This window comes from Gilliamella sp. CG13 (genome assembly GCF_046635805.1).
In the GTDB taxonomy this organism is placed as follows: domain Bacteria; phylum Pseudomonadota; class Gammaproteobacteria; order Enterobacterales; family Orbaceae; genus Gilliamella; species Gilliamella apicola_I.
This window is the reverse complement of record NZ_JBIDFM010000002.1, coordinates 38,332-64,456: the sequence shown is the minus strand read 5'-3', so window position 1 is coordinate 64,456 and position 26,125 is coordinate 38,332. Positions and strand designations below refer to the sequence as shown.

The 26,125-nt window shown below is 33.8% G+C and carries 29 protein-coding genes; 15 read left to right on the top strand and 14 right to left on the bottom strand.

Annotated elements, in window-relative coordinates; all coding sequences use genetic code 11:
• Nucleotides 1-95: 95 nt before the first annotated feature.
• From ACGH6R_RS04270 to ACGH6R_RS04250, 5 genes are all read right to left on the bottom strand, one after another.
• Nucleotides 96-743, bottom strand: a complete 648-nt coding sequence (locus tag ACGH6R_RS04270) for an HAD family hydrolase (protein ID WP_411598994.1) — start codon at nucleotides 741-743, stop codon at nucleotides 96-98.
• Between the two features lie 34 nt (nucleotides 744-777).
• Nucleotides 778-1,491, bottom strand: a complete 714-nt coding sequence (locus tag ACGH6R_RS04265) for an AfsA-related hotdog domain-containing protein (protein WP_411598993.1) — start codon at nucleotides 1,489-1,491, stop codon at nucleotides 778-780.
• A 17-nt stretch (nucleotides 1,492-1,508) separates the two neighbouring features.
• Nucleotides 1,509-2,051: a DUF2165 family protein gene (locus ACGH6R_RS04260; protein ID WP_411598992.1), complete on the bottom strand. Its 543-nt coding sequence runs from the start codon at nucleotides 2,049-2,051 to the stop codon at nucleotides 1,509-1,511.
• Nucleotides 2,052-2,062: 11 nt separating this feature from the next.
• Nucleotides 2,063-2,638, bottom strand: a complete 576-nt coding sequence (locus tag ACGH6R_RS04255) for a hypothetical protein (protein WP_411598991.1) — start codon at nucleotides 2,636-2,638, stop codon at nucleotides 2,063-2,065.
• Between the two features lie 105 nt (nucleotides 2,639-2,743).
• On the bottom strand, nucleotides 2,744-3,874 hold the full coding sequence (locus tag ACGH6R_RS04250; RefSeq protein ID WP_411598990.1) for an MFS transporter: 1,131 nt from the start codon (nucleotides 3,872-3,874) through the stop codon (nucleotides 2,744-2,746).
• 174 nt (nucleotides 3,875-4,048) lie between these two features.
• Between ACGH6R_RS04250 and ACGH6R_RS04245 the strand changes: the two genes are divergently transcribed.
• Nucleotides 4,049-4,351, top strand: a complete 303-nt coding sequence (locus ACGH6R_RS04245; RefSeq protein ID WP_411598989.1) for a MerR family transcriptional regulator — start codon at nucleotides 4,049-4,051, stop codon at nucleotides 4,349-4,351.
• A 165-nt stretch (nucleotides 4,352-4,516) separates the two neighbouring features.
• Here the strand turns inward: ACGH6R_RS04245 and ACGH6R_RS04240 are convergent, their stop codons facing one another.
• Nucleotides 4,517-5,305, bottom strand: a complete 789-nt coding sequence (locus ACGH6R_RS04240) for an SDR family NAD(P)-dependent oxidoreductase (protein WP_411598988.1) — start codon at nucleotides 5,303-5,305, stop codon at nucleotides 4,517-4,519.
• Nucleotides 5,306-5,774: 469 nt separating this feature from the next.
• Here ACGH6R_RS04240 and ACGH6R_RS04235 point away from each other — a divergent pair, with 469 nt between their 5' ends.
• Nucleotides 5,775-6,647, top strand: coding sequence for a LysR substrate-binding domain-containing protein (locus ACGH6R_RS04235; protein WP_411598987.1), 873 nt, complete (start codon nucleotides 5,775-5,777; stop codon nucleotides 6,645-6,647).
• A gap of 105 nt (nucleotides 6,648-6,752) precedes the next feature.
• On the opposite strand, the gene tolC is transcribed toward ACGH6R_RS04235, so the two are convergent.
• Nucleotides 6,753-8,102 (bottom strand): outer membrane channel protein TolC, encoded by a 1,350-nt coding sequence (tolC, locus tag ACGH6R_RS04230; protein WP_267349733.1) that lies wholly within the window; start codon nucleotides 8,100-8,102, stop codon nucleotides 6,753-6,755.
• A 137-nt stretch (nucleotides 8,103-8,239) separates the two neighbouring features.
• On the opposite strand from tolC, the gene nudF reads away from it, so the two are divergent.
• Together nudF and cpdA are read left to right on the top strand one after the other, a co-directional pair.
• On the top strand, nucleotides 8,240-8,869 hold the full coding sequence (nudF, locus tag ACGH6R_RS04225; RefSeq protein ID WP_411598986.1) for an ADP-ribose diphosphatase: 630 nt from the start codon (nucleotides 8,240-8,242) through the stop codon (nucleotides 8,867-8,869).
• A 176-nt stretch (nucleotides 8,870-9,045) separates the two neighbouring features.
• Complete coding sequence (cpdA, locus tag ACGH6R_RS04220; protein WP_267359427.1) at nucleotides 9,046-9,873, top strand: 3',5'-cyclic-AMP phosphodiesterase; 828 nt, start codon at nucleotides 9,046-9,048, stop codon at nucleotides 9,871-9,873.
• 41 nt (nucleotides 9,874-9,914) lie between these two features.
• Here the strand turns inward: cpdA and cls are convergent, their stop codons facing one another.
• The 5 genes from cls to fldA all read right to left on the bottom strand — a co-directional run bounded on the left by cls (nucleotide 9,915) and on the right by fldA (nucleotide 13,530).
• On the bottom strand, nucleotides 9,915-11,378 hold the full coding sequence (gene cls, locus ACGH6R_RS04215; RefSeq protein ID WP_065558777.1) for a cardiolipin synthase: 1,464 nt from the start codon (nucleotides 11,376-11,378) through the stop codon (nucleotides 9,915-9,917).
• 5 nt (nucleotides 11,379-11,383) lie between these two features.
• Nucleotides 11,384-11,842: an acyl-CoA thioester hydrolase YciA gene (yciA, locus tag ACGH6R_RS04210; RefSeq protein WP_267359429.1), complete on the bottom strand. Its 459-nt coding sequence runs from the start codon at nucleotides 11,840-11,842 to the stop codon at nucleotides 11,384-11,386.
• A gap of 27 nt (nucleotides 11,843-11,869) precedes the next feature.
• Nucleotides 11,870-12,412, bottom strand: a complete 543-nt coding sequence (locus ACGH6R_RS04205) for a septation protein A (RefSeq protein ID WP_267380804.1) — start codon at nucleotides 12,410-12,412, stop codon at nucleotides 11,870-11,872.
• 66 nt (nucleotides 12,413-12,478) lie between these two features.
• Nucleotides 12,479-12,937, bottom strand: a complete 459-nt coding sequence (gene fur, locus ACGH6R_RS04200; protein ID WP_065558774.1) for a ferric iron uptake transcriptional regulator — start codon at nucleotides 12,935-12,937, stop codon at nucleotides 12,479-12,481.
• 80 nt (nucleotides 12,938-13,017) lie between these two features.
• Complete coding sequence (gene fldA, locus ACGH6R_RS04195) at nucleotides 13,018-13,530, bottom strand: flavodoxin FldA (protein ID WP_267349728.1); 513 nt, start codon at nucleotides 13,528-13,530, stop codon at nucleotides 13,018-13,020.
• Nucleotides 13,531-13,709: 179 nt separating this feature from the next.
• Here fldA and sucC point away from each other — a divergent pair, with 179 nt between their 5' ends.
• The 11 genes from sucC (at nucleotide 13,710) to hslU (ending at nucleotide 23,511) form a co-directional block, all read left to right on the top strand.
• Entirely contained in the window at nucleotides 13,710-14,879 is a 1,170-nt protein-coding gene (gene sucC, locus ACGH6R_RS04190; RefSeq protein ID WP_411598985.1) for an ADP-forming succinate--CoA ligase subunit beta, read from the top strand.
• A gap of 27 nt (nucleotides 14,880-14,906) precedes the next feature.
• Nucleotides 14,907-15,773 carry a succinate--CoA ligase subunit alpha gene (gene sucD / locus ACGH6R_RS04185; RefSeq protein WP_267349726.1) on the top strand — a complete coding sequence of 289 codons (867 nt, stop codon included), beginning with the start codon at nucleotides 14,907-14,909 and terminating at the stop codon, nucleotides 15,771-15,773.
• 110 nt (nucleotides 15,774-15,883) lie between these two features.
• Nucleotides 15,884-17,455 carry a cytochrome ubiquinol oxidase subunit I gene (locus ACGH6R_RS04180; RefSeq protein WP_267380800.1) on the top strand — a complete coding sequence of 524 codons (1,572 nt, stop codon included), beginning with the start codon at nucleotides 15,884-15,886 and terminating at the stop codon, nucleotides 17,453-17,455.
• Between the two features lie 19 nt (nucleotides 17,456-17,474).
• Nucleotides 17,475-18,611: a cytochrome d ubiquinol oxidase subunit II gene (gene cydB, locus ACGH6R_RS04175; RefSeq protein ID WP_267349724.1), complete on the top strand. Its 1,137-nt coding sequence runs from the start codon at nucleotides 17,475-17,477 to the stop codon at nucleotides 18,609-18,611.
• A gap of 9 nt (nucleotides 18,612-18,620) precedes the next feature.
• On the top strand, nucleotides 18,621-18,734 hold the full coding sequence (gene cydX / locus ACGH6R_RS04170) for a cytochrome bd-I oxidase subunit CydX (protein ID WP_065558768.1): 114 nt from the start codon (nucleotides 18,621-18,623) through the stop codon (nucleotides 18,732-18,734).
• 180 nt (nucleotides 18,735-18,914) lie between these two features.
• Nucleotides 18,915-19,310 (top strand): tol-pal system-associated acyl-CoA thioesterase, encoded by a 396-nt coding sequence (gene ybgC / locus ACGH6R_RS04165; protein ID WP_267359440.1) that lies wholly within the window; start codon nucleotides 18,915-18,917, stop codon nucleotides 19,308-19,310.
• Between the two features lie 9 nt (nucleotides 19,311-19,319).
• Nucleotides 19,320-19,991, top strand: coding sequence for a protein TolQ (gene tolQ / locus ACGH6R_RS04160; RefSeq protein ID WP_218837365.1), 672 nt, complete (start codon nucleotides 19,320-19,322; stop codon nucleotides 19,989-19,991).
• Nucleotides 19,992-19,994: 3 nt separating this feature from the next.
• Entirely contained in the window at nucleotides 19,995-20,414 is a 420-nt protein-coding gene (gene tolR / locus ACGH6R_RS04155) for a colicin uptake protein TolR (RefSeq protein WP_267349722.1), read from the top strand.
• Nucleotides 20,415-20,444: 30 nt separating this feature from the next.
• Nucleotides 20,445-21,458: a cell envelope integrity protein TolA gene (gene tolA, locus ACGH6R_RS04150; RefSeq protein WP_411598984.1), complete on the top strand. Its 1,014-nt coding sequence runs from the start codon at nucleotides 20,445-20,447 to the stop codon at nucleotides 21,456-21,458.
• Nucleotides 21,459-21,628: 170 nt separating this feature from the next.
• Entirely contained in the window at nucleotides 21,629-22,156 is a 528-nt protein-coding gene (hslV, locus tag ACGH6R_RS04145; protein WP_025316169.1) for an ATP-dependent protease subunit HslV, read from the top strand.
• 26 nt (nucleotides 22,157-22,182) lie between these two features.
• A complete protein-coding gene (gene hslU, locus ACGH6R_RS04140) occupies nucleotides 22,183-23,511 on the top strand; it encodes an HslU--HslV peptidase ATPase subunit (protein WP_267349720.1) in 1,329 nt (442 codons plus the stop codon).
• Nucleotides 23,512-23,611: 100 nt separating this feature from the next.
• Here hslU and asmA read toward each other — a convergent pair whose 3' ends face one another.
• The gene (gene asmA / locus ACGH6R_RS04135; protein ID WP_411598983.1) at nucleotides 23,612-25,504 is read right to left on the bottom strand and encodes an outer membrane assembly protein AsmA; all 1,893 of its coding nucleotides are present in this window, start codon (nucleotides 25,502-25,504) and stop codon (nucleotides 23,612-23,614) included.
• Between the two features lie 33 nt (nucleotides 25,505-25,537).
• Nucleotides 25,538-26,119: a dCTP deaminase gene (gene dcd / locus ACGH6R_RS04130; protein WP_065558762.1), complete on the bottom strand. Its 582-nt coding sequence runs from the start codon at nucleotides 26,117-26,119 to the stop codon at nucleotides 25,538-25,540.
• Between the last annotated feature and the right edge of the window lie 6 nt (nucleotides 26,120-26,125).

The window sequence follows — 26,125 nt, the reverse complement described above, 5'->3', positions numbered from 1 at the left end:
TAATTGTTTTCTTTTTTTACATCTTAACAAGTTAAAACGCTTGTTAAGATGAATTAAAATTGATATTTGATAATAAAAAAAGTTAAAATCTTATATTATAAAATCTCCCATTTTTTTTCCTTTGCATACTTTATCAAGTCTGTTTTAGGGTCAACACAGACAGCATTGCCTACCGACTCAAGCATTGGTATATCTGAAATATCATCGCCATATGCAAAGGATTCTCCTAGGTTAATATTATTTATTACTGCATAGTTTTTCATGGCAACGTGCTTTCCTTCACCAATTGTTTGTGGTGGTAAAATATTGCCTGTCAGTATCCCATTTTCAATTTCAAGTGTTGTGCAGAGGATATCATTGGCACCTAAATATCTAGCTAAAGGTTCTAACAAAGGTTTCATCGAACCAGATACAAAAACAATCCTGAAATTTTCTTTTTTATGAAAGTTTAAACGTTCTATAGTTTTATGTATTAACGGTGGATTTTTTTGTAATAAATTTTCAAACCATTTATTTGCTCTATCATTTAAACTCTCTAGAGTTTGATTCTGAAATTCCTGATAATATTTTCGATTTACAATTGTTCTTGGAACATTATTAGCAATGTCTTGCTTAAAGTTTTTAATATAAGAATTGTATTTATCTTTATTTTCTGTTATTTCAGCCCAATAGTGATAAAAATCAAACATACTTTTGATGTTGATTAAAGTATTATCAACATCAAAAAAAGCAGCTTTATTCATTAACTTCTCCCATATAATGCAAATCAATTAGTTATTATTCAATAGAACAAGTTAACATATCAATTATTTGTGAAGATAATTCATTTTCTTTAGTAGAAATAAATTCGTTTGGATATACAGAAAAATTTACTATCATTTCAGCACAAAGTTTATTGTTTTGAATTGCTCGAACATTGGCAGAAAATTTAGCTGTACCACTGTTTGAAAACTCTCTATTATCAATCTCATATTCAATGTTAATCGGTAAAGGAAAAGCAAATCTATGAAAATGAATATCCATTTTATTAATAACATAATACGCTTTGTGACTATCTTTAATTTTTAAAGGAAAGAATTCTTCTGTCACAGCAATAAAAGTTTGTCTAAAAGCTTCTACTAAAAGCATACCTTGTATGTGTTTACCTGTTTGATGATCATCCATTAGTTCACAATTTTCATCAATAATCATAGGTAAATGATAAAGATGATCATTTATTTTTTTAGTGGTACCCACTAAAATATTTTTGGTTTTATGTTTATGTGTAAAACGATTTCTAACGACTGAACTATCTAATTTATTATGAATATTGCTTTTTTCAGATAACGAGTCATTTAATAAAAGATGATGTTGGTCGGTTAATCCTTGACCTATGATTAAATTATGATTGTTCAATTTTGAATTCATGAATTTTTTAATTGTTAATACATGAGGGTGATTAGCAAAATTATTAAACTTTTCACTAACGATTATAATTTTATTGTTATTCATATTCCATTCCATTGAGACTATTTATTTGAAATTGATGAGCGATTCTGATTAAAATAAATTAATCCTAATAAAGAAATTATTATTGAAATAAGATGAGCTAGTTGGAATTGCCCTTGATGCATCCAATAACCAAACCAGATACCTCCAGTTATGAATAAAACAAAAATTCCCATAAAAGAGCATAAAGCCAGATTGACGCAAGCTATACAGTTTTCATCAAGTTGTTTTTTTTGAATTGTTAATTTTAAAACCTTGAAAAAAGCTCTCCACATCAATACATCAATAATTATTTCTACAATCACCACAAACCATAAAATGAAAGAAGCAATAGGTGAAGCATAATTTAAAGGAATTGCTTTCCATAATAAACCTGAGCCAATTACACTATCCGGATTGAAATTACTCATACTAATCATTTGTTCTATGAAAAGCGTATTGGTACCAGAATCGATAATATTATTAAATGTAATAATTGTCATCCACATTGCAAATCCATATAAATATATTACCTTAGATAAATTTGTGTAAGGTACTGGTTTTAAATTCACTTTATTATCCATAATTTTTTTCCTTATAATTTTTTACTTAACCAACTGTCATGTAACCATTTTTGTGTTTGTCGACCAGCTCGAATAAAATCCCATTCAACATCTCTTTCAAAAACCATAATAGTTTCATCTGGTGCAATAATTGTCCAAAAGTAAAGTCCTGTATTTAAATCACGACATTTTACTTTCATACCGGTTAAAGTTACTTTTTTTCCATTAACAATAATTTCTTCGTCATGAGTATCTATCCAATTATTGTTATAGTTTTTCAATAAATCGGGTGCATAAATTTCAAGGAATTTAAGCGTTATTGCTAAAGCTTTTTCTTTAGAAACTTGTGTATTGGTTGATTGATATTGTGGCAATAATCTGACAAACCCTTGTAATTTTGAAGAATCATCATCAAGTAAAAATGAGATATGTTGGTTATTAAGATGCATTGTTTCTTGTGGTTCAAAACGATATAACGTCACAGGTTGTTTGTTGTGCATTCCTTTATTAGTTAAAACTAGATTAAAATCAAGTTCATTATTAGCTAATAATTTTTGCAAGTTTGGCTCAAGTTGAGTTCTGATCTTTATCAATTGTGTTGATGTCATTGTACTTTCCTCTGTTTCGTTCAATTGTTGAGCATAGCTCGTTGAATAAAAAAAACTTAATATAAATATGAATTTGATTAATTGTTTTATCATAAATCAATCTCCTTAATGATTTAATCTTAAATTGATAATGAGTTGTATCACACAGAGCAGAAGTAAAATAGAAAGCGCTATTATCAAAATAAGTGGATTAATAAGTGTCGGCAAAAATGCCCCAAGACTTGCACCAATAAATAAAATGCAGGTGTATAATGATGTTGCAATACCTCTATCTTTTATCTCTGATTGTGTTGCTACACAAACAATCATTGATGGAACAGCATACGCAAGACCAATAATTAGTATGAAATGGAAAAAATATATAATTGAGAGCAAGTTTAATTGATCATTCAGAAAAAACGCATGCATAAATAATGATAATGCCATTAAGCAAAGAGATATTGCTAGTACATATGCTGGTTTGATCACCTTAAATAGATAACTTGCAGTTAGACTAAAGAACATGCCAAAAATGCCAATGTTTCTTAAAGTTGGTATACAATTAATAAGTGAACTGCGGTGTAGTACAGAATAAAGTGCGACAAAGCTAAGTAAAACAAATAACGAACATATATATATTGGTAATAATTTTTTATTTATTAGTATATTAGGTAATTTAGAAAATATTGAAATGAGAGTTGTGCTTGATGAGCTAAGCTTGTTTTGCTCACTTTTTAGATAGTATAAATAGAAAATAGTTGCACCGCATGCGTAGATAACTCCTAAAATCCACATTGCATAGAAGAGTGAGTTAGAAATTAATAACGATCCTAGCCATTGACCAATAGTGGCTGCAAGTAAAAATGCACAACTGATCATTGATATTGCTTTAGGTTTTGAACTGTCAGACAGATTGATCGAAACCCAAGCTAGAGCAACGGGTGGAAATGAAGCTGCACAAAAGCCTTGAACAGCACGTGCAAAAAGTAATAAATAATAGTTTTGCAGAAATGGAACAATAAAACTAATACTAGTAAGCAATAACAGACCAATGATTAAGGTTAATTCCTTCCCAATTCTATCTGATAAACTTCCCCAGATTATCAGTCCGATAGCATAGAAAATGCCAAATATAGTGGTTAATAATCCTATATTACTTGCAGTTGCATATTTAACAAAATGCAATAGGTTTGTTGAAACAGGCAATAGTAGATAAAGTTGTGTAACGACAGCAAGTGCAAGAAGAGGAATGCACATGGTTCCTATGATTAATTTATATTTCATTTTTAGTTCTTAATATCCAATAATTGTAGTTAAAGCGCAATTATTGCATTATAGGATCATTTTTAATTTTAGTACAACATTATTTGTTGTTTATAGATATTGTGCTTTATAATAGGTATTCACTCTGAGTATAAGTAGGTTTTCGATATGGAAAAAAATTCCTTAAAAAATTCTTATGATAACTTTTTATCAACAGTGATTGTTGGTATTGGAGAAGTTTCTGAAATGACTAAAATTCCAGTAAGGAAATTACGTTATTGGGAAGAAAAAGGTATCATTAAAACGGTCGATCCACAATCTAAATCTCGTCAATTTGATTTAGCAAATATAAAGAAGATTATCCTTATTCAGGAATTGATTGATGATGGATATTCATTGGACGGAGCAGCAAAAAAAATTGAAGAGAGAATTGCTAAGATTGGATCGTTATTGACTTTAATTCAGATGTAATTATCCAAGAATTTTCATGAGACAAATTTTTAGAAATAATTCTGAGCGATTATATTTAACAATAAGCTTTTTAGTTTAAAGATAAATAACTCAAAACACGCTTAATTTACTGTTTTGAGCTTAAAAATAGAATATTTAGTAGTTGCGGTTTAATTGTTTAACTATTTAAATCTTTTGATTTTCAGCCGCATTGCCAGAATAAGGTAAAATGCTATCTTTTAATGTAAATGAAAAATCTTTTGTGCTGATTTCTCCGATGATGTTGTCGCTATCATATAGCGCCATTAAAAATCCAGCCATTTGCTCTGCTGTGTGATATTGGCTGAAACTTTTATTATAGTCATATTCATTGACATTATTCGCTTTTTGACCGAATTCAGTTTGGGTTGCCGCAGGGGCTAAGACTTTAGCCGTTAATTTCGCTTTTGCTTGTCTTAATTCTTGCGCTAAACCTTCAGTAAAAGCATTAACATAGAATTTAGTCGCACAATAAGTGACAGCATTGGGTACAATTGTGTATCCACCTCGTGAAGAGATATTAATTATTTGTGTGCCAGATTGATGGTGATATTTATGCACATACAGCGTTGATAGAATTGTTAAGGCTTCGATATTTAAATGTAGCATAGATTGTATTTTATCTAAATCTTGATCTTTAACACTTCCGTAATGCCCAAAACCTGCATTATTTATCCATGTTTCAATATAATAGCTATCTAATTGTTTGAAGAGTGAAAAAACATTATTGGCTTGCGACAAATCACAAATTTTAATGATGACTTCCAAATTTGGATTTAATTCGGCAATTTTTTGTTTCAATGTTTCTAGTTGTGATTCTCTTCTTGCTATCAATATAAGGTTTTTATTTCGTTTAGCAAATTCAATTGCAGTGGCATAACCAATGCCTGAACTTGCGCCGGTAATTGCAGTGTATTTTTTAACATGATTGTTCATTTTTTTTCCTTTTAATTTCTTAATAAAGTAATTGTTATGTCGGTTTTCCATAGACTATGGAGTAATTTTCTGTTTATTGGATTTCTATGCTTTAACTAATTGATTTTGAATAAAACACAGTTTATGTTGGTTAAGTTCACGCCAATCACCAACTTCAGGATATAAAGCTAGTTTTGATAGAACCAAATCCCCTTTGCGCAAATTATTAAAATATAAAGGTGTTTACTTTTCACGTCATTATTTAGGAGAACAAGCGATCTTCAATTTGTTGTATTATTCAGTTTTGAATCTATAACGTTGTCTTCAATAGAAGTTTAATTGACAATACCTGTTTATCTCGTAGTAAATTTTATGTTTTCACACCCAAAATGATTTTGTTTTATTATCTTTATAAAATAAGGGATAATAAATATTATAAAAATTGATTTATTAACAACTGGGAGTTGATAATTTGGATCTATTAAAGTGTATGGAAGCATTTGTATTGACGGTGAAAACAGGATCGTTTGTGTCTACGTCAGTATCATTGAATACTTCACCGCAGATGGTGACTAAATACATTGCTTTTTTAGAAAAACACTTAGGATTAAAATTACTTAATCGAACAACTCGCTCGCAACATCTTACCGTGTTTGGCAAACAGTATTATCAACGGTGTTTGTTAATTCTTGCAGAAATAAAAGAGACGAAGATATTAGCCCAACAATTTATTGAAGAGCCAAAAGGTCGATTAAGGATTAGTGCACCTGTCAGTTATGGACACTATAATTTAATTCCGGTCATTGGCCGTTTTATGAAACGCTATCCTAAATTAAACATTGATATTCAATTAAGTGATCGCTATGTTGATATAGTAAAAGAGGATTATGATATTGTGTTTCGTATCGGTCAATTAAATGATTCTGGTCTGATCGGACGCAAACTTAAACCTTTTCAACTTATATTTGCTGCTTCGCCCAGCTATTTGATGCAAAATGGTGTACCAGCTGTTCCTGACGATTTAAAAAATCATCAGTGTCTAATTTATCAATATGTGAATCGAAATAAAAATGATTATGTTTGGCCATTTACGGTGAATGGCAAAGCCGTCAATCTTTCTATTTCTGGTTCATTACAATCAAATGATACTTCAGCATTAGCGATTGCCGCCATTGAAGGTTTGGGGATAACGATGTTACCCGAACCGATGCTGAATGAGGCGATAAAACAAGATAAATTATTACCGATATTACAAAATTATTTACCTCCCGCTCGGGAAGTCCATATGCTTTATACTGCTGACAGGCAACCGCTAGCTATAATGAAAATGTTTATTGAATTCGTGGTTGATACGATGTCATGAAAATCATCAAATGATGTTATGATCAGACTTGATTTAAGATAACTGCTATAAGGCAATAAAAAAAGGCGATAAAATCGCCTAAAGTCAAACAGTTATACTTAAAGATTATTGTATTGTTGCTAAGGTACTGACTTCATTACCAAGCATATTATTTAGATAGACTAAATCGTCTGCGGTTAATGTACCAACAGCATATTTAAGTTGTAGTAAATTTATTAGATAGTTATATTTCGCATCTGATAAATTTCGTTTAGAGCTATAAAGTTGAGTAGTTGCATTCAATACATCAACAATAGTTCGAGTTCCTACTTGATAACCTGAATTCGTCGCTTCTAATGAGCTTTCAGCTGAAACAACCGCTTGTTGATAAGCTTTAATCGCACTAATTGACGAAGAAATATTGTTATAAGAAGAACGGACTTGATTGATTACACTGCGATTAGTACTTTCAAGCTTTTCACTCGAACTAACGTAGTTGTGTTGAGCTTGCTCAACTTTAGATTGCGTAGCGCCACCTGAGAAGATAGGTAAATTTAAACTTAATCCAACATAGTTATTACCCGAATAAGATTTTCCTCTATGACCCCCATTAGTTGCAAAATTATCCCCATATCTATCGGTTTTATTTAGATTTGTTGATGCATCTAAACTTGCTGTCGGTAGGTGTCCTGCTTGTGATAACTTGATTTGATCACGAGCTATTTCTTGGTTTAATTTCATTGTTAATAAATTAAGATTAGACACTTCAGATTGTTTTAACAACGAATTAATAGAAATTGGCGCTTCGGTTTTAAACATTTTGGTATTAATGGTTGCTAAATTTGAATAGAATCGACCACTGACCTGACGTAAGTTTTCGATAGCGTTATTCAAATCGTTTAATGCATTAACTTGTTGAGCAAGCGTAAGGTCATAATTTGCTTGCGCATTTTGCACATCGGTAATTGCTACCAAACCAACTTGATGTTGTTGTTTGGTTTGTTGTAATTGACGACCAATTGCTTTTTTCTGTGCATCGATAAAGTTTAATGCCTCAAGTGCTTTAAGTACATTAAAATACGCAACAGAGGTATTTAATATAAGCGTTTGTCCTTGATATTGATAAGCTATATCAGCAATACTAGCTTGCTTTTTAGTGATATCTAAAGCTTTCCAATTAGAATAATTAAAAATACTTTGTGATAAGCTTACTTGATAAAGGTTCCCACTTTTGGATTTTACACCACTGGTATCACGACGCCCATGAGTTACACCATAAGAAGCACTTAAACCAATTTGTGGTAATAAGCTTGCTCGTGATCCAGAAATTGCTGAATATGCCTTTTCTTTTTCAGCTAATGAACTGCTTAAATCAGGATTCGTTTCCTTAGCTTGTTCATAAACCTGAACCAAATTTTCGGCAAATACAGAGTGGCTTAGCGCTAAGCCGATTAGAAAGGTTAAAGTTTTTTTCATCAATTTTCTCTTTAAAACATTCAAATATAATAGTATTTTAATTTGCATAATTTTAACAGATAAATAGGATATAGTAAGCATAGTTTGTTAACTATTCGCACTTTTTATTAAAATTAAGACTAAAATTGAGAGTTTCTATGAAAATTAATAATGATCCTGTTGTGTTTAACAAGAAAGATGTGTTTAATTTGACTAAACGCGTTTTGTATAAAGGCTTTTTTTCTTTAATTGAATACCGTTTTCAATACCGTAAATTTGACGGCACCAAAAGCGATGTCGTAACGCGAGAAATTTTGGAGCGGGGACATGCTGTCGTGTTATTAGCTTACGATGTTAAACTTGATAACGTAGTCATGATAGAACAGATTCGTATTGCTGCTATCGAAACTCAGGATAGTCCGTGGTTATTAGAACTTATTGCTGGCATGATGGATCATGAAAATGAATCTTATGAAGAGGTTGCAAGGCGAGAAGCGATGGAAGAGGCTGGTATAACAGTTGGACGTTGTAAGCCGATTGTAAGTTATTTGGCATCACCGGGCGGATTAACGGAAAAACTTCATATATTAGTTGGTGAAGTAGATTCCTCAACTGCTATGGGAATTCATGGATTGGCAGAAGAAAACGAAGATATCAAAGTGCATGTAATTAGCCGCAAGCAAGCTTATCAGTGGGTTCAAGAAGGCGTGATTAATAATGCGGCATCAATTATTTCGCTTCAATGGTTACAGCTCAACTATAAATCATTAAAAGATGAATGGATATAATCAATGGCAATGATCACATTTAAGTTTTTCTTTCATAAAAATGTGATCCATTTTACACTTTATAAATCTACTTGAATTTATAATAAAAAATATTTAGTCTAGCCAGCTTTGCTATCCTTATTTTGGGGATTTGATTATCTCTAATCGTGTATTTTGATAAAATGTTGAGGTCAATTTTGGGGTCATTTTTAACGCTTCCAATCATAAATAGAAATTACAGTAATATTTTACATATTACCGATACACATCTTTTTGCTAATGACCAGAGTAAATTATTAGGTATTGATTCAAATGCTAGTTTTCGAACAGTGATAAGAGAAATAGAAAATAGAAAAAGCCCGTTTGACTTAATAGTGGCAACAGGTGATTTTGTTCAAGATGGATCAAAACAAGCTTATCGTCTTTTTGCCGAGCAAATACAAAAATTTAATTTACCTTGTGTTTGGTTAGCAGGCAACCATGACAATTATCATGATATGCATGAAATTTTTGCTGACTATCAACTCGCTGAAAATAAAATTGTTCTTCTAGGGGATAAATGGCTTTTAGTGTTGCTTAATAGTCAGGTTGTGGATCAAGCTTATGGTTTTTTACCCCAGTCAGAACTTGAATTTTTGCAATGCACATTAACAAGTCATGATGATCGTTATGCTTTTGTGTTTTTGCATCATCATGCTATTGAGTCAGGTTGTCACTGGTTAGATCAACACATATTAAAAAACAAACATGAACTAGAAGAAATTATTAAGCATCAACCCAATATAAAAGGCGTAGCTTGGGGACATATTCATCAAAGTCTGGAATATATTTGGCACGGCTGCAAAGCGTTTTCTACACCTTCCACTTGCGTACAATTTATGCCAAAATCTTATGATTTTAAATTATCCTATGAAGCACCAGGATGGCGAGAAATCAAGCTTTCAATAGATGGAACAATTCAATCCAAGGTTCATCGTATTGCTGACAATTGTTTTCAACCAGATATGTCACAAAATGGCTATTGAATTAGATCCGATTATAACATTAGTTTTAAAAAATTAATTTTTTATAGCAACGGCGCAAAAAAATAAAAAAGTCGTTCAATAACACGTTGCCAAATTGGGCGTTTTTTCCATTCATCGATATTTACGATATCTGAGTTAGATAAGTATTTATGTAAAAGCTGAGATAATGATTTAGCAAATTCAGCATCATCAATAACTGTAGTGATTTCAAAATTGAGCCATAAACTACGCATGTCTAAATTTACGGTACCCACTAAACTAAGTTGATTATCAATTAACACACTTTTGGTATGTAATAAATTATCATTAAATTGATAAAGTTTGACACCACCTTCTAGTAATTCAGAGAAAAATGCTCGACTAGCCCATTTGACCATAAGTGAATCATTTTTTTTAGGAACAATAATAATCACTTCAACACCTCGCTGAGCAGCTGTCACAACAGCGTGTAATATATCATCGCTAGGCACTAAATAAGGGGTAGTAAAAATAATTTGTTCTTGCGCTGAGTATATTGCGGTTAACAGCACTTGATGAATCATATTTTCAGTATAACCCGGCCCTGAAGCAATTAATTGCATTATGTGTTTTTTCTCTTCGGGCGGTTCGGCAAACTCAGTAATTTGCGGTAATGCTAAGTATTTCCCCGTTTCAAGCTCCCAATCACTTGCATAAATTGCACCCATTAACGTTGTCACTGGCCCATTCATTCTTACCATGATATCTACCCATTCGCCAATGTGTTTATTTTGTTTAAAATAGCGAGGATCCACGATATTCATACTGCCAGTATAAGAAATATAATTATCAATAATGGCAACTTTGCGATGTTGACGTAGGTCAAGACGTCGGAACATAAAACGTAACAGATTTACTTTTAAGGCTTCGATAATTGTAATGCCTGCGTCACGCATTCTTTTACTTGCTTTGGTTCTGATAAAATGGCGACTACCTGCGGAATCAACCATTAAACGACAGGTTACGCCTCGTTTGGTTGCGGCAATCAATGCATTCTCAACATCATCCGCTCTACCGCCTTCGTTCCAGATATAAAAAACCATTTCAATATTGGATGTTGCATGATTGATATCATCGATTAAACGATCGAATATCTCATCTGTTTCGCTAAGTAACTCTATATGGTTACCATTAATACCATCGAGGCCGGTTTGGTGCTTACAAAGTTGAAAAATCGGTTTACTGACTTGACTAACATTACGGGTAAAAATATCAGGAAAATCTTCAAGTCGATTAATAAATTTAGCAATTGTAGGACGCATTTGTTGCGCACGTTTTACACGTTGTTGACCTAAATGGGCTTCCCCTATGGCAAAGTAGAGTATGATTCCAACAATTGGTAAAATATAGATTATTAACATCCATGCAATAACGTAGGTTGTCGGCCTGCGTTTGAAAACAATACGCAATGAGGTTGCTACAATAAGCAACCAATAAGTTAGAAAGATCAACGAACTAATTAGAGTATGGAATGAGTATAATTGCATATTGCTCAACTATTGTTAAGATTTAATTTGCTAATCGGGTCTTTGTCGCAATCGAAGTTTTGAAATATTTCTGGTAAAGGTTTTGGATTATTATGCTTATCGACAGACACATAGGTAAATACCGCATCAGTAATACAAAAACGCTGTGTTGTATCATCAGTATCAATTAATTTTTTGATCCAAACTTCAATAGCAATTGTCATTGAGGTTCTTCCTGTTTTTATACAACGAGCATAGCAGCAAACTACATCGCCAACCATAGCGGGTTTATGAAAAGTAATGCTACTGGCATTAACAGTCACGACTCTGTTTTTAGCAATCTCTTTTGATAAAATACCACCTGCAAGATCCATTTGAGACATGATCCAACCACCAAATATGTGTCCATGTGGGTTGGTGTCTGAAGGCATAGCAAGCGTTCTGAGTACTAGTTGTCCCTTGGGATTGTCAGTTGTTTGTTTCATCACTAAAATTACTCCTACCTATGCTATTTATTTACTTTCTAAATCTTTATTAAGATTTTTATAGATATAAATACCAGAAATTAAGGATAATAACAATGATGCAATGGGTAAAATAAAAACCTTAAATTTCCAAAAAAAGTTATCAGACATATAATAAGTTGCAATCAAACTGAACGTTCCACAAAGTATAAAAAAGACTATCCATATTAAATTCAGTTTATTCCAAATAATGTCATCTAATTGTAACTCTTTGCCTAACATTTTTTGAATTAAGTTTTTCTTAAATATAGATTGACTGATTAATAGAACAGATGCAAATAAAAAATTAATAATTGTTACTTTCCATTTTATGAATATCGCTTCTTTTGTGGCGAGCGTAATACCACCAAAAATCATCACCATCAAAAAGGAAATTAATTCTACTTTATCAATTTTTTTGTATAAAATCATTCCAATAACAAGTGATACACATGATGCAATCATTAAGGCTTGAACACCAACAAAAATATCATACATTGTCAAAAAGACAAAAAAGACAACAAGTGGGACAAAGTTTAAAAGCTGTTTCATTTTAATTACTAACCTAAAAGAAGAATTACGATAATTTGAAAAGTAAAAAAAGCCTATAAAATAGGCTTATTTTTTGGTATGAAGTTCTGGGTGTTTTTTGCAATTACCGGAATCACAATGACCATAAAGATACAAACTATGGAAAGTTAATTTTACGCCATATTGTTCTGCAATTTCTTTTTGTCGGGTATTAATAATTTCATCACGAAATTCAAATACTTCACCACAATCTAAACAAATTAGATGATCATGATGTTGTTGTGTTGCAAGTTCAAATACGGCTTTACCACCCTCAAAATTGTGTCGGGTTACGATACCTGCGTCATCAAATTGGTTTAAAACTCGATAAACTGTTGCAAGTCCAATTTCTTCTCCCATATCAAGAAGTTTTTTATAGAGATCTTCTACAGTAATATGTTGGCATGAAGGATCACGTAGTAACTCTAAAATTTTTAAACGAGGTAATGTAACTTTTAAACCAGCACTTTTCAGCGCTGCATTATTATCTCTATCATGATTTGTCATATTACATCCCAATATAGTTGATATAAATTAATGATTATAAAATATGATGAACGAAAAATACATTAAATCATTAAAATAGATTAAATATTCATTTCTGTTTTTACTTGTTCAACCCAAGTAGAAATGCGTTCTTCTGTTAATTCTGGTTGACGATCTTCGTCAATTGCCAAACCAACAAAATGTGTATCATCAACTAAACCTTTAGATGCTTCAAAGTTATAACCTTCAGTTGGCCAATGCCCAACAATTTTGGCGCCTTTCGGTTCGATAATATCGCGTATTGTTCCCATTGCACTGCAGAAGAATTCTGAATAGTCTTCTTGATCTCCGCAGCCAAAAATAGCAACAGTTTTTCCGTTAAAATCGATTTGCTCTAAATTAGGAAAGAAGTCTTCCCAATCTGCTTGTGGATCACCATAATACCAAGTTGGAATACCGAAAATAAGGTAAGCATATTGTTCGATATGCTCTTTGGTGGCTTCTCGAATATCTAAAAGATCGGCTTTATCGTTACCCAAAATGAGTTGGATTTGTTTGGCAACATTTTCTGTATTGCCTGTATCACTTCCAAAAAAAATACCAACTTGTTTCATTTTTTTACCTTTACAATTATTACGATATTAATTTAGCTAATGAGTATATCATTGTCACTTATTATCAGCAATAATTCTCAATTACAATACCTATAAGATATTATTTACTACACAATTGATTAATCTTGGATTAGAATTGAGGCTATTTTTAATATTAACTTAAGTTGTGGAATTTGTTTATGAACTTGCATGAATATCAATCCAAATATCTTTTCAAGCAATACAACTTACCCGTACCAGAAGGGTTTGTATGTAACTCAATGGATGAAGTACAAGATACTTTAGCTGAATTAGCATCTAAGTCTGATTCAGGTGCTTGGGTTGCTAAATGTCAAGTTCATGCAGGGGGCAGAGGAAAGGCTGGTGGTGTAATTTGTACTAATGATCTTAATCAAATTAAACTTTTTGCTGAAAAATGGCTAGGTCAGCATCTTGTCACTTATCAAACCACATCAGAAGGTCAACTTGTTAATCAAATCTTAATTGAAAAAGCTTCCAATATACAGAAAGAACTTTATTTAGGGGCAGTAATAGATCGTAGTATTCAACGTGTGGTCATCATGGCTTCAACTGAAGGCGGCGTTGATATTGAAAGTGTCGCTGAAAAATCACCACATTTAATACATAAAATTGCACTTGATCCTTTAACCGGTCCTTGTGCTTTTCAAGGTAGAGAACTTGCCTTTAAATTAGGGTTAACGGGTAAACTTATTAACCAATTTGCCAAACTATTTGTTAATTTTGCGCAGTTTTTCTTAAAAAATGATGTGTCATTAGCAGAAGTCAATCCTTTGGTTATTACCGATGCCGATGAATTCGTTTGCTTAGATGCTAAAGTCGTTTTAGATGATAACGCAATGTTTAGACACCCTGACTTAACTATTTTAAGAGATACCACACAAGAAGATAAACGTGAATCTATTGCCGCCAAACAAGGGATTAGTTATGTTTCGTTAGATGGCAATATCGGTTGTATGGTTAATGGGGCAGGTTTGGCAATGGCAACCATGGATATGATCAAACTTTATGGTGGAAAACCGGCCAATTTTCTCGATGTAGGCGGCGGTACAACCAAAGAGCGAGTCGCTGAAGCGTTCAAATTGATTTTATCAGATAAAAATGTCAAAGCGATATTGGTCAATATTTTTGGTGGTATTGTTCGATGTGATCTAATTGCCGATGGTATTATCAGCGCTATTAAAGAAATTGGGCTAACTGTTCCTGTTGTTGTTCGTCTTGAAGGTAATAATGCTCTGCTTGCCAGAGAAATTTTAATTGAAAGCCAATTAAATGTTACTACAGCCGAAAGTTTGACTGATGCTGCACAAAAAATTGTTGCGGTCGCATAATAATAGGAAGAGTGAGGAACAATAATTATGTCAATTTTAATCAATAACGCAACGAAAGTCATTTGTCAGGGATTTACGGGTAGCCAAGGTACCTTTCATTCACAACAAGCGATTGAATATGGAACTCAATTGGTTGGTGGGGTTACACCCGGTAAAGGGGGAACAACTCATCTCGGATTGCCGGTTTTTAATACTGTCAAAGAAGCTGTTGAAGCGACGGGGGCAACGGCAAGTGTGATTTATGTTCCTGCGGCATTTGGTAAAGATTCGATACTCGAAGCAATAGAAGCAGGTATTAAATTAATTGTTTGTATCACTGAAGGTATTCCTACTTTGGATATGCTTATTGTCAAAGAAAAGCTAAAACAGAGTGATACAATTATGATTGGTCCTAATTGTCCGGGTATTATTGTGCCTGATGAATGTAAAATTGGCATTATGCCTGCGCATATTCATCTAGCTGGTGATATCGGTATTGTTTCTCGATCAGGGACTTTGACTTATGAAGCAGTCAAACAAACTACTGATATTGGACTAGGTCAATCTGTTTGTATTGGTATTGGTGGTGATCCCATTCCAGGCAGTGATTTTATTTCTATTTTAGCATTACTTGAGCAAGATCCGAAGACTAAAGCAATTGTGATGATTGGCGAAATTGGTGGTAGTGCGGAAGAAGAAGCTGCTGAATACATTAAAAAACATGTTAGCAAACCAGTTATAGCCTATATTGCCGGTATGTCGGCACCAGCCGGCAAACGCATGGGGCATGCAGGAGCAATTATCTCGGGTAATAAAGGTACTGCTGAAGAAAAGGTAAAAGCATTAACTGCTGCTGGTGTAGTTGTAGTTAGTAGTCTTGCTGAAATTGGTAATGCGGTAAAAAAAGCAGTTTAAACAGTGTTTTTTTTGACATTAATCAATTTTTATTCTTTAAATATTGATGTACAATATTGCGATATATCTTTATACACTTTGTGGGCATATTAAAGGAACAGGGAGCAATTATGTTAGATATAGTAGAACTATCGCGTCTCCAGTTTGCACTCACGGCAATGTATCATTTTATTTTTGTACCATTAACGCTAGGTTTAGCGTTTATGCTAGCAATTATGGAAACGGTATATGTTGTTAGTGGTAAGCAAGTCTGGAAAGATATGACTAAATTCTGGGGAAAACTGTTTGCTATTAACTTCGCTGTTGGTGTAGCAACAGGTTTAACAATGGAATTTCAGTTTGGTACTAACTGGTCTTATTATTCGCATTACGTCGGCGATATTTTTGGGGCACCATTGGCAATAGAAGGGTTAATGGCCTTTTTTCTAGAATCAACAATGGTAGGGTTATTCTTTTTTGGTTGGGATAGATTAAGTCGCGGTAAACATCTTCTTGTGACATGGTGCGTGGCATTCGGGTCGAATTTTTCTGCACTATGGATTCTCGTTGCTAACGGTTGGATGCAGTTCCCAATCGGTTCAGATTTCAATCCAATCAACTCTCGCATGGAAATGGCAAGTTTTTATGATCTGATCACCAACTCTGTTGCACAATACAAATTTGTGCACACTGTCGCAGCGGGTTATCTAACAGGTGCGATTTTTGTCTTAAGTATCAGTTCTTATTACTTACTTAAAAAACGTGATAGCGAATTTGCTAAACGCTCTTTTGCCGTGGCAGCTATGTTTGGTTTCATTGTATCTATTGTTGTCGCGATTATGGGGGATGAAGCCGGTCACGAAATGACAACCGTTCAGCCAGCTAAACTTGCTGCTATCGAAGCCGAATGGGAAACTCAACCCGCCCCTGCATCATTTAATGTTATTGCTTTTCCTTCTCAAAAAGATAAAGAAAATTTATTTGCGATTGAAATACCTTATGCAATGGGCATTATGACAACACGTTCATTGGATAAGCAAGTAACAGGGTTAAAAGACATTTTAGCCACTAACGAAATGCGAATTCGTAACGGTATTTTAGCTTATACAAATCTTGAAAAAATCCAACAAGGAAATCAAGATCCCGAGGTGCTTAAATTGTTTGAAAATAACAAAGCTGATTTAGGTTATGGTTATTTAGTCAAACGTTTTACTGATCGAGATAATTTAACGATTCCGGAAGCGACGGAAGCGCACATTAAAGCTGCCACAGAAGATTCTATTCCTACTGTTTGGCCACTATTCTGGTCATTTAGAATCATGGTTGGTCTTGGTGTTTTAATGATCTTAGGAACTGGTCTTGCATTATGGACTACTTATAAAAATAAAATAGGTGAAAAACGTTGGCTTCACCGTTTATTATTAGTGTTCTTACCTTTTCCATGGATAGCATGTGAATGTGGTTGGTTTGTTGCTGAATACGGTCGACAACCATGGGCAATACAAGATATTTTACCAACAGGTGTGGCTAATTCGTCGTTAACTCCAGGTGAAGTATTATTTACTATGATACTAATTTGTGGACTTTATACTCTGTTCTTAGTTGCTGAAATGTTCTTAATGTTTAAATTTGCACGTCTTGGACCAAGTTCTTTGGGGACAGGCAAATATCATTACGAAAAAACGCAACCAACTACAGAATAGGACAAAGGGAGTAAACACAATGATTGATTACGAAATTCTACGAGCTATTTGGTGGTTGCTAATTAGTGTTATCTTGATTGGTTTTGTTATCACTGATGGTTTTGATATGGGGGTTGGTATTTTACTCCCTTTCATAGGTAAAACAGATACTGAACGCCGAATTATGATAAATGCTATTGCGCCTCATTGGGATGGTAATCAGGTTTGGCTAATTACGGCTGGAGCTGGGATTTTTGCTGCATGGCCATTTGCTTATGCTGTGTCGTTTTCGGGCTTTTACATCGCAATGATTTTGGTTCTATGTGCATTATTTTTTAGACCAATAGGCTTTGATTATCGAAGTAAACTTGAAAATTCAAAATGGCGTGGTTTATGGGATATAGCAATCTTTATTGGTAGCTTTGTGCCTGCTCTTGTTTTTGGGGTGGCTTTTGGTAATTTATTAGAAGGCGTTCCATTTAGATTTGATAATTCTTATCGTGTCTTCTATGATGGAAACTTCTTTGGTTTGCTTAATCCGTTTGCTTTATTAACCGGTGTGGTGAGTTTGATGTTGTTTGTTGCTCATGGCGGCACTTGGTTGCAAATGAAGACCTCTGGAGAATTATATTTAAGAGCCCGAAAAGCAACTCAAATATCTTGCTTAATTTTAGTCATTACATTTATTTTAGCGGGTATTTGGGTCATGTTTGGTATGCATGGTTATGAAGTGGTCAGCACGATAGATCATAGTGTCACGTCACAGCCATTAAATAAAGTGGTATCCACCGAATCAACATGGCTTAGAAATTATATGAATTATCCAATTTTATGGATTGTTCCTGTACTCGGTGTTGTTTTACCTTTACTCAACATTGTTTGTTCTGGGTTAAATAAAAATGCTTTATCATTTATTTTATCAACGTTAACTATTGCGTGTGTGTTATTAACTTATGGCATAGCAACGTTCCCATTCATTATACCATCAAGCATTATGCCTAATGCGAGTTTAACAATGTGGGATTCAACATCAAGCCAATTAACACTTAATATTATGTTCTTTGTAGTAGTGATATTTTTACCCATTATCCTTTTCTATACTACTTGGTCATATATTAAAATGTTCGGACGACTTGATAAAAATCATATCGAAAATAACAAACATTCACTTTATTAAGGTATAATTATGTATTACTTTTTATGGTTTATCGGTCTTATTGCAGCTTGTATGCTTGCCGTTGTTACAGGACTTTGGGTTGAACAAACAAACAGCGAAAAAGAACCCAAAAATAACAATTAATAAGCATCTCTATATTTTTAAAGGTGACAATCGTCACCTTTTTCATTCATCGTTAATTTAAATCATTAATATGTTACAAATGATAATTGTTTTCATTTGAGTAATTCTATATCATAGTGCAGCATATTTAAGATTTAGATATAATAAAACATATTGCTTTTAAAATATGTAAATACAAATATGAAAGAATTTAATTGGAGTGCCAGAGTTTATTATGAAGATACTGATGCTGGTGGTGTCGTATATCATGCCAGGTATCTTGCTTTTTATGAGCGAGCGAGAACAGAATTGCTAAGACAACTTGGAATCAGTCAACATAAGCTATTACAAGAAAGTATTGCTTTTGTTGTTAAAAAGATGGATATTAGCTATCACTTCCCCGCTCGTTTGGATGACCTGTTAACTATTAATAGTAAAGTTGATCAAATTCGCAAGGCATCTATAATTTTTAAGCAAACTATTATTAATGAGAACAATCAAGTGATTAGCAGTGCTGATGTTATTATTGCTTGTGTTGATATCACTAAAATGAAGCCATGTGGGCTTCCAAAGTCACTAGTTTTGGAGTTTATATAAGTGGAAAATCTGAATATTGTTAATCTGTTCTTACAAGCAGGTCTTTTAGTGCAATGTGTTATGTTGTTATTATTGATGTTTTCAATTATGTCATGGGCAATTATTTTTCAGAGAACTAAGGTTTTAAGGCAAGCCAAAAAGCAAATTGAACAATTTGATAATCGTTTTTGGGCAGCTGACGAGTTGAATGTTTTATTTGAGAAAGCAAAATCCAACAAAGATGAAATTACAGGTACAGAACATATTTTTTATTCAGGTTTTAAAGAATTTACCCGTCTATATCAAATCAATCCAAATATGCCAGAGGCCGCTTTAGACGGTGCATCTCGTTCTATGCGCCTTGCTATGAATCGAGAACTTGATAATCTTGAACAGCATATTCCTTTCTTAGGTACGGTAGGTTCTATTAGTCCTTATATTGGGTTATTTGGGACCGTTTGGGGAATCATGCATGCTTTCATTTCTCTTGGCGCAGCTAAACAAGCGACATTAAAACTTGTTGCGCCAGGTATAGCTGAAGCTTTAATTGCAACAGCAATTGGTTTATTTGCTGCAATTCCAGCGGTTATGGCATTTAATCGTTTATCGTTGAAAGTCAGCCGTATTGAGCAAAGTTATCTCAACTTTATTGATGAATTTTCAGCTATTTTACAGCGTCAAGCTGTGGCTGTCAGGAAATAAACTATGCGTAGAAGTTCACGTTTTTCAACTAAATCAGAGATTAACATTGTACCATTGCTTGATGTACTGTTAGTATTGGTACTTATTTTTATGGCAACAGCCCCCATTATTAGCCAAAGCGTTGAAGTCGATCTGCCTGAATCAACCGAATCTAAGACGGTTTCAGCTTCTGAAAATAAAACCATAATATTAGAAGTGGCAGATGTTGGGGTTTATACACTCAGAATCGATGGTGTGCCACAAGAAAGCTTACAGCAAGAACAGATCATTGCTGAAGTTAAGCAGTTATTAGCATTGAATGAAAAGGCGGTTTTTTTAGTCGGTGGAGCTAAAAATGTACCTTATGAAGAAATTATAAAAGCTTTAAACTTATTACAATCTGCAGGTGTTAAATCTGTTGGTTTAATGACACAACCAATGTAAACTAGAATAAAACACATTAAAATGTCAGCAATGTCTAAAAAATCAAATTCAAAATTCAGTTTAGCCATAATTTTATCAATCCTGTTTCATGTGCTATTGATAATTTTTTTATGTTATAAAGCTATACAAGATGATAGTGATAATTACGGTACGGTCAATGGTCAATCGATTGATGCAATTATGGTTGATCCATCTATTATATCTGAACAATATAAAAGGCAATCACAAAGTCAAAAAAATCAACAGCAATTAAGGCAACAGGTTGATGAGCAAATTACAAAACAGAATCAGTTGTTGCAGCAAAAGCAACTGGAACAGCAACAGTATTTAAAGGATTTAGAAAAAGAGCGTTTAAAACTTGCTGAAAAACTTAAACAAGAACAGCTTGAAGCTGAGAAAAAAGCAGCACAAGAAAAGCTAGAGGCTGAAAAGCGAGCCGCTGAGGAAAAAGCAGCACGAGAAAAGCAAGAAGCTGAAAAGCGAGCCGCCGAAGAAAAAGCAGCACGAGAAAAGCAAGAAGCTGAAAAGCGAGCAGCTGAAGAAAAAGCAGCACGAGAAAAGTTAGAAGCAGAAAAAAGAGCTGCTGCAGAAAAAGCAACACGAGAAAAGCAAGAAGCAGAAAAAAAAGCTGCTGAAGAAAAAGCGGCACGCGAAAAAAAAGAAGCTGCTAAACGAGCTGCGCAACAAAAGGCAGCAAATGATAAAGCTGTTAATGATCTATTAGGTGAACTTACGACAGGTGGATCAAGCGCACCAGCAACAAGAAAGGGTGTTTCTAACGGCGAATTAGATAAATATAAATTTTTAGTTAAAACCGCTATAAGTAATAAATTTATTAATCCAAATCGACTTTATGTAGGACAGCGTTGCCAATTACAAATTCAAATCGCACCGGATGGTCTATTGTTGGACCATAAAGTGTTGAGCGGCGATGATGCATTATGCCGTGAAGCCGTTGCTGCTACATTGTTAGCCGTAATTCCGGAACCTTCTCAAATACTTTATCCTGAAGTTAAAAAGATGATAATCAACTTTGAACCATAGTAAATATGGATTTTCAATTGATTTTACAATGTGATGTGAATCTCGATTATCCATTCATTCAATAAATTGACAACATCTTTGTATAAAAGATGTTGAAAACCAATTTATCATCCCAATATATAACCTATTCATTCCAAATTAAGATATTTATGTAAGAGAAGGAGCAGAATATGACAACAATTGTCAGTGTCCGTCGAGAAGGGCAAGTTGTAATCGGTGGAGACGGTCAAGTCACACTAGGCGAACGTATTATTATGAAAGGAAATGCACGTAAAGTTCGTCGTCTTTATAATAACAAAGTGATTGCAGGTTTTGCTGGTGGTACTGCTGATGCTTTTACACTTTTTGAATTATTTGAGCGTAAATTAGAAATGCATCAAGGTCATTTGACGAAGGCCGCTGTTGAACTAGCTAAAGATTGGCGAACAGACAGAATGTTACGCAAATTAGAAGCTTTACTTGCTGTTGCTGATGAAAGTGCTTCACTAATTATTACTGGTACAGGGGATGTAATTCAACCAGAAGATGATTTAATTGCAATTGGTTCTGGTGGACCTTATGCTCAAGCTGCGGCAAGAGCTTTGCTGGATAATACTTCTTTATCTGCACATGATATTGTACAAAAATCATTATCGATTGCCGGCGATATTTGTGTGTATACCAATAATTTCCAAACGATTGAAGAACTTAATTATTAATTTAACTGATTTAAGAGAATTATATTATGTCTGAAATGACTCCTCGCGAAATTGTAAGCGAACTAAACCAACATATTATTGGACAAGATAAAGCTAAACGTTCTGTTGCAATAGCGTTACGTAATCGTTGGCGTCGTATGCAACTAGATGAAGCACTCCGTCACGAAGTCACTCCAAAAAATATATTAATGATTGGTCCAACTGGTGTTGGTAAAACAGAAATTGCAAGGCGCTTAGCGAAATTAGCTCATGCACCTTTTATCAAAGTTGAAGCGACGAAATTTACTGAAGTAGGTTACGTTGGTAAGGAAGTCGATTCCATTATTCGTGATTTGACGGATTCAGCGGTAAAAATGATTCGACAAGAAGCGATGGAAAGAAATCGTAATCGTGCTGAAGAACTAGCTGAAGAACGGATTTTAGATGTACTTGTCCCACCGGCTAAAGATGGCTGGGGACAAGTTGAAAACAATAATGATTCTACAGCAAGACAAGCATTTCGAAAAAAATTACGTGAAGGTACGCTTGACGAGAAAGAGATAGAGATTGAAGTTGCTGGCGTTAATATTGGTGTCGAAATTATGGCTCCTCCGGGTATGGAAGAGATGACTAATCAATTACAATCAATGTTTCAAAATCTAGGTGGACAAAAAACCAAACCACGTAAGATGAAAATTAAAGATGCATTTAAACAGTTGATTGAAGAAGAAGCTGCTAAATTGGTTAACCCTGACGATCTTAAACATGAAGCTATCGAAGCGGTGGAACAAAATGGGATCGTATTTATTGATGAAATTGATAAAGTCTGTAAACGAGGTAATTCGTCAGGTCCTGATGTTTCACGTGAAGGTGTACAGCGTGATCTATTACCACTTGTTGAGGGATGTACTGTTTCTACTAAACATGGTGCAGTAAAAACCGACCATATTTTATTTATTGCTTCGGGGGCTTTCCAAACAGCTAATCCATCTGATTTAATCCCTGAACTTCAAGGGCGTTTACCTATAAGGGTTGAATTACAGGCGTTAACAACTGAAGATTTTGAGCGAATTTTAACTGAGCCAAATGCCTCGCTTACAGTACAATACAAAGCATTAATGGCAACAGAAGGTGTCAATATCGAATTTACGCCTGATGGTATCCGTAAAATAGCTGAATCTGCTTGGCAGGTGAATGAACAAAATGAAAATATAGGCGCTCGTCGTTTGCATACTGTGTTAGAACGATTAATGGAAGAAGTTTCGTTTGATGCAAGTGAGTTAGGTGGTCAAACTATTACTATTGATGCTAAATATGTAGGCGATCACTTAGATAAACTGGTTGCTGATGAAGATTTAAGTAAATTTATTCTATAAATAAATGTTCTTTATCGAATAAAAAAAGGTGAGTTAATCTCACCTTTTTTATTAACATCATTGATCGTCACAACAATCAATTTAACGTGCAGATCAAGCACTATTTTTTAAATAACTGACCTAAGATATCGGTCGCTTTTTGCTTCGATTTTGATTTAGAATCATCTTTTGAATTTCGATTTTCGAGTTTTTCTCGAAGTTTATCTAATCCTTGTTGTAGTTTATCATTAAGAACATCTTTAAAGACTTGGCTAATATCAATTTGATAATGAAGTTTTGTAAATTCACCATAAATTCGTAGTGGAATCGTTAATTGTTGTAATTTGGCAATGGTTTCACTTTTTCCATTCCAACCACCTAGCATTTTGACATTTAAATTGATATCGAGGTCTTTTTGAACTAGTCCTACTCTTCCCGAACCATTTATAATATCTAATGTTTCTGAATTAGCGGTTAATGTCGTGACATCCAAATTACCATTATTTATATTACCATTAGCAGAAATTTGATGAAACTCGGTGAATTTTTGTTGATTTTCGGTTGTCAGCACATCTTTACTATACTTCGCTGCCGCATTTTGAATGATATTTTGAATATTAATATTATCCAATCTAGCATTAGCTATGTTGATAGCAACGTTTCCTCGTAAACTGGATAACAAGTTAGCCGTGGAAATGGTGCTTGCTTCTAATTCTCCGTTTGCATTAAATACGCCTACTAAATCATTTGGTGTATTGATTTGATTAAAGAATTCATTTAAATCGATATTACTGATTTTACTGCTCAGTTTAATTAATGCATTCTTTTGTTTGCCGCTGGCATAACCATTTGCCGTAATATGCCCTTTGGCAAAATCAAAATTCAGGTTATTAAACGTTGCAATACCATCATTATTACTGATATCAGCATGAACATTATCAAGTGTTATTTGATTAGCAATGATTTGCCCAATATTTAACTTAGCTTTCGCATTAAAACTATTTAGGAAATCAAGTTCATTATTAGTTTTTTGAACTGTCGATACAACAGGTGTAGTTTGCTGTGATGGACTACTTTCATTATCGCTAGGCTTCTCTTTGGCCGTAATAAACGGATCTAAATTTAATTTATCAGCATTGAGATCTAACGCTAAATAAGGCTTGTTAGCTAAATTGAGACTAACGTTGCCTGTAAATGTATTACCATTAACTGATAATAGAAGATCTTGCGTGTTCACGCTTTGCGGATTTTTTTGATAATGTAAAACAGTTTTCAAATTACCTTTTATTTCGCCACTAGGGATGCCGATACCTGTTAACGTATAATCAAATTTTTTCAGATCGATTGTCGCCTGTTCAGGGTATTGACTTAAATCAATATTGGCATTTGCAACATAAAATAAATCCTGTTGATTTTTATCAACATTTCCTTTGAAATCAACATTGAGATTTTTATCCGCTTTTTGTTCAACCGTTAAGTTAATGTTCCTAAAATTGATTAGCGTATCTTTTTGTTGTAGTACTAAAGTGCTATCTGCAACTTCAAATTTGTTCAATGTGAATTGCCAACTTGATTTGCTTTGCTCTCCATTCTTTTGTTTATCTTCATTAGGTTTATGAGGTATATTGTTGGCGTTTTTTTTATGTGCCATTTCACCTTTGCTATCATCGGTAATATTGATGACAGCCGACTTAACAAAAACATTTTTTACTACCAACTTTTTCGAAAAAAGTGGTAGCAGTTCAACATCTAGTCGCATATTGTCTGCGGTCAAAATAGGTTTTTGCGCACCGGTATCATTCAGTTTTACCGAATCGGTTAATATACTGACTTGTGGCCAAATATGCCAACGTAAATCACCCTCAATAGTTAATTCATAACCTGTTTTATCTCTTACTTTATCAGAAATAAATCCTCGGAAATTATTAGGATCGACAAAAACAATCAGTGAAATGATCCCAATAGCTATAATCAGAATTAAAATAAAAAGAGTAACCAATATTTTTTTTATCATATTAGTGTTCCTATAGTAAGGTTATATGCTGATTTAGTCTTTATCAATACGACTGGCTACAGCGCCATGTTGGTCTTTATATTTTGCATCTTGTCGACGATTGTAAGGTCTCGCCGCTCGCCCTGTTAAAGTCTCAAAACTTAGGGCTCCGATAGTCATCCCAGGTCTAAGTGCTAATGGGATTTTTCCAGAATTAAAAAACTCTAAGACAATTTGTCCTTGCCAACCTGGATCAATACGGTGTGCAGTTACATGCACCATAAGACCAAGTCTGGCTAATGAAGAACGTCCATCAAGCCAGCCAACTAAATCATCAGGAATCGTCACAGATTCAAGTGTAACGGCTAATGCAAGTTCTCCTGGATGAAGGTAAAAAACATGACCTTCAGATAGTACTATTTCATCACTCATTACACGTTCTAATACTGCGGAAACTTCTTCTTTGGGTCCACTTAAATCGATATAGGGAGTTGTATGTTCTCGGAAAGTCCGAAATTGATTACCTAACCTGACATCAACTGTTGCGCCATTTATTGAACTTGGTGCTGGTTGAGGTGTTATTTTTAATTTACCGTTTTGTAAATATGCTTCAATATCTCGATCGCATAATCTCATGAGTTA

What these genes read in the sequence shown, in the direction of transcription:
- tolA (WP_411598984.1), top strand. Translation starts at nt 20,445, where the DNA reads ATGTCTAAAAAATCAAATTCAAAATTCAGTTTAGCCATAATTTTATCA.
- ybgC (WP_267359440.1), top strand. Translation starts at nt 18,915, where the DNA reads ATGAAAGAATTTAATTGGAGTGCCAGAGTTTATTATGAAGATACTGAT.
- nudF (WP_411598986.1), top strand. Translation starts at nt 8,240, where the DNA reads ATGAAAATTAATAATGATCCTGTTGTGTTTAACAAGAAAGATGTGTTT.
- cydB (WP_267349724.1), top strand. Translation starts at nt 17,475, where the DNA reads ATGATTGATTACGAAATTCTACGAGCTATTTGGTGGTTGCTAATTAGT.
- fur (WP_065558774.1), bottom strand. Translation starts at nt 12,937, where the DNA reads ATGACAAATCATGATAGAGATAATAATGCAGCGCTGAAAAGTGCTGGT.
- tolC (WP_267349733.1), bottom strand. Translation starts at nt 8,102, where the DNA reads ATGAAAAAAACTTTAACCTTTCTAATCGGCTTAGCGCTAAGCCACTCT.
- ACGH6R_RS04265 (WP_411598993.1), bottom strand. Translation starts at nt 1,491, where the DNA reads ATGAATAACAATAAAATTATAATCGTTAGTGAAAAGTTTAATAATTTT.
- sucD (WP_267349726.1), top strand. Translation starts at nt 14,907, where the DNA reads ATGTCAATTTTAATCAATAACGCAACGAAAGTCATTTGTCAGGGATTT.
- cls (WP_065558777.1), bottom strand. Translation starts at nt 11,378, where the DNA reads ATGCAATTATACTCATTCCATACTCTAATTAGTTCGTTGATCTTTCTA.
- fldA (WP_267349728.1), bottom strand. Translation starts at nt 13,530, where the DNA reads ATGAAACAAGTTGGTATTTTTTTTGGAAGTGATACAGGCAATACAGAA.
- ACGH6R_RS04250 (WP_411598990.1), bottom strand. Translation starts at nt 3,874, where the DNA reads ATGTGCATTCCTCTTCTTGCACTTGCTGTCGTTACACAACTTTATCTA.
- tolR (WP_267349722.1), top strand. Translation starts at nt 19,995, where the DNA reads ATGCGTAGAAGTTCACGTTTTTCAACTAAATCAGAGATTAACATTGTA.
- hslV (WP_025316169.1), top strand. Translation starts at nt 21,629, where the DNA reads ATGACAACAATTGTCAGTGTCCGTCGAGAAGGGCAAGTTGTAATCGGT.
- ACGH6R_RS04240 (WP_411598988.1), bottom strand. Translation starts at nt 5,305, where the DNA reads ATGAACAATCATGTTAAAAAATACACTGCAATTACCGGCGCAAGTTCA.
- ACGH6R_RS04245 (WP_411598989.1), top strand. Translation starts at nt 4,049, where the DNA reads ATGGAAAAAAATTCCTTAAAAAATTCTTATGATAACTTTTTATCAACA.
- hslU (WP_267349720.1), top strand. Translation starts at nt 22,183, where the DNA reads ATGTCTGAAATGACTCCTCGCGAAATTGTAAGCGAACTAAACCAACAT.
- ACGH6R_RS04255 (WP_411598991.1), bottom strand. Translation starts at nt 2,638, where the DNA reads ATGACATCAACACAATTGATAAAGATCAGAACTCAACTTGAGCCAAAC.
- ACGH6R_RS04235 (WP_411598987.1), top strand. Translation starts at nt 5,775, where the DNA reads ATGGAAGCATTTGTATTGACGGTGAAAACAGGATCGTTTGTGTCTACG.
- asmA (WP_411598983.1), bottom strand. Translation starts at nt 25,504, where the DNA reads ATGATAAAAAAAATATTGGTTACTCTTTTTATTTTAATTCTGATTATA.
- ACGH6R_RS04205 (WP_267380804.1), bottom strand. Translation starts at nt 12,412, where the DNA reads ATGAAACAGCTTTTAAACTTTGTCCCACTTGTTGTCTTTTTTGTCTTT.
- ACGH6R_RS04180 (WP_267380800.1), top strand. Translation starts at nt 15,884, where the DNA reads ATGTTAGATATAGTAGAACTATCGCGTCTCCAGTTTGCACTCACGGCA.
- dcd (WP_065558762.1), bottom strand. Translation starts at nt 26,119, where the DNA reads ATGAGATTATGCGATCGAGATATTGAAGCATATTTACAAAACGGTAAA.
- sucC (WP_411598985.1), top strand. Translation starts at nt 13,710, where the DNA reads ATGAACTTGCATGAATATCAATCCAAATATCTTTTCAAGCAATACAAC.
- ACGH6R_RS04260 (WP_411598992.1), bottom strand. Translation starts at nt 2,051, where the DNA reads ATGGATAATAAAGTGAATTTAAAACCAGTACCTTACACAAATTTATCT.
- ACGH6R_RS04270 (WP_411598994.1), bottom strand. Translation starts at nt 743, where the DNA reads ATGAATAAAGCTGCTTTTTTTGATGTTGATAATACTTTAATCAACATC.
- yciA (WP_267359429.1), bottom strand. Translation starts at nt 11,842, where the DNA reads ATGAAACAAACAACTGACAATCCCAAGGGACAACTAGTACTCAGAACG.
- cydX (WP_065558768.1), top strand. Translation starts at nt 18,621, where the DNA reads ATGTATTACTTTTTATGGTTTATCGGTCTTATTGCAGCTTGTATGCTT.